Raw genomic sequence first — 1,600 nt, 5'->3', positions numbered from 1 at the left:
AAGCAGTCCTGTAATGAAGCAATTTAAGATTTGCTAGATTAAAAAACCTCCTGGTATCGTGGTAGGTGACGAAACCAACACGAAATCACAGGAGGGTGAAGCAACCATGGCAAGGAATGTGAACGCCAAGATTCAGCGCATCACGGAGGGAACGCTCGTCGTCGGTATCGATATCGCCAAGCATACGCACGTAGCAAGAAGCGTCGATTGGCGAGGTATCGAACTAGGCAAGCCCCTCGCCTTCGAGAATACCAGGACTGGGCTCGAAGGTCTAGAGCAATGGCTGGAAGAATTGAAGCGTTCGCATACCAAGAATGATGTGGTGATTGGCATGGAGCCAACGGGCCACTATTGGATGGCGCTCGCTCAGTACTTGCAGCAACGGGGTATCCAGGTGGTTCATGTGAATCCGTCGCACGTCAAGAAGAGCAAGGAGCTGGACGACAATTCACCCACCAAGAACGACGTGAAAGATGCGCTGACCATCGCTCGTCTGGTCAAGGACGGTCGTTACGCGGAGCCCATCATCCCTCTCGGTGTACACGCCGAACTACGCACCGGCATGAATCAGCGGGAGCGCTTGATGGAAGATTTGCAGCGCGTGACAGGCCGCATCCACAACTGGTTGGACCGCTTCTTTCCAGAGTTCGTGCCGACCGTGTTCAAAGACTGGAATGGCAAAGCGGCACTGGCTCTCTTACGCAAAGCATGGCTGCCTGTGGATATCTCGAACATGGAGCCAGAACAAGTTGTCCACATGTGGAGGGAGGCGGATATCAAGCGAGGCGTTGGATTGAAGGCGGCAAAGAAGCTTGTGAGCGTTGCACAGAAATCCATAGGCCTACGACAGGGGTTAACTATGGCCCGTCAGGAGCTGCAGATCCTGATGAGCCAATATGACCTGATAGGGCAGCAATTGACCCAACTGGAGGGGCAGATCGCCGAGTTGTTGGCGGAGATTCCAGGGGCCACACAAATGCTTGGAATACCAGGTCTCGGCTTATCCACAGTCGCTGGATTCCTGGCCGAAGTCGGAGACCTGTCGTTATTCACAAGCTGGCACCAGATTCGCAAACTCGCAGGGCTGAATTTGAAAGAAGACAGTTCTGGCATGCACAAAGGCCAGACAGTCATTAGCAAACGAGGTCGGTCAAGGCTACGGGCCCTACTCTACCGAGGCGTGTTCTTCCTGGTGGCTACAAATCCAGAGTTCAAACTGTTGCACCAGCACTTCAAGACTCGTGTGGATAACCCGCTTAAGCCCAAACAGTCGCTTGTCGCACTCTGTGGAAAACTAATACGCATCTTGTTTACGATGGGCACACGGCATGTGGATTACGATCCCATCCGAGCCCTTGGACCGGCTTACCGACGGCTGACGAACCAGGCTGCTTAATTACGAGACTGACATCGTTTCGCTCAAGATATCGTACCAGCAATGAACATGCATTAGACAAACGTAGAGCACGGAGAAGCCAGCAGACATTTTCTCCATTCGGGCACAGACCCTGTACTTAAGCTTAGCTGGCCTCCACCCTTTCGATAGGTCGTACGAAGGACTGCTGAGGGCATAGACCCTGTGAGACATGAGAGGGTAAAC

At 53.0% G+C, this 1,600-nt stretch carries 1 protein-coding gene; it reads left to right on the top strand.

Translation table 11 applies throughout. The features are described 5' to 3' along the window. Positions 1–106: 106 nt before the first annotated feature. Entirely contained in the window at positions 107–1,396 is a 1,290-nt protein-coding gene (locus M4I36_RS16175; RefSeq protein ID WP_258112798.1) for an IS110 family RNA-guided transposase, read from the top strand. The last annotated feature ends 204 nt before the right edge of the window (positions 1,397–1,600 follow it).

The organism is Alicyclobacillus sp. SP_1 (assembly GCF_024706985.1).
GTDB lineage: Bacteria > Bacillota > Bacilli > Alicyclobacillales > Alicyclobacillaceae > Alicyclobacillus_I.
This window is presented reverse-complemented; position numbering and strand designations above follow the sequence as displayed.

What these genes read in the sequence shown, in the direction of transcription:
- M4I36_RS16175 (WP_258112798.1), top strand. Translation starts at nt 107, where the DNA reads ATGGCAAGGAATGTGAACGCCAAGATTCAGCGCATCACGGAGGGAACG.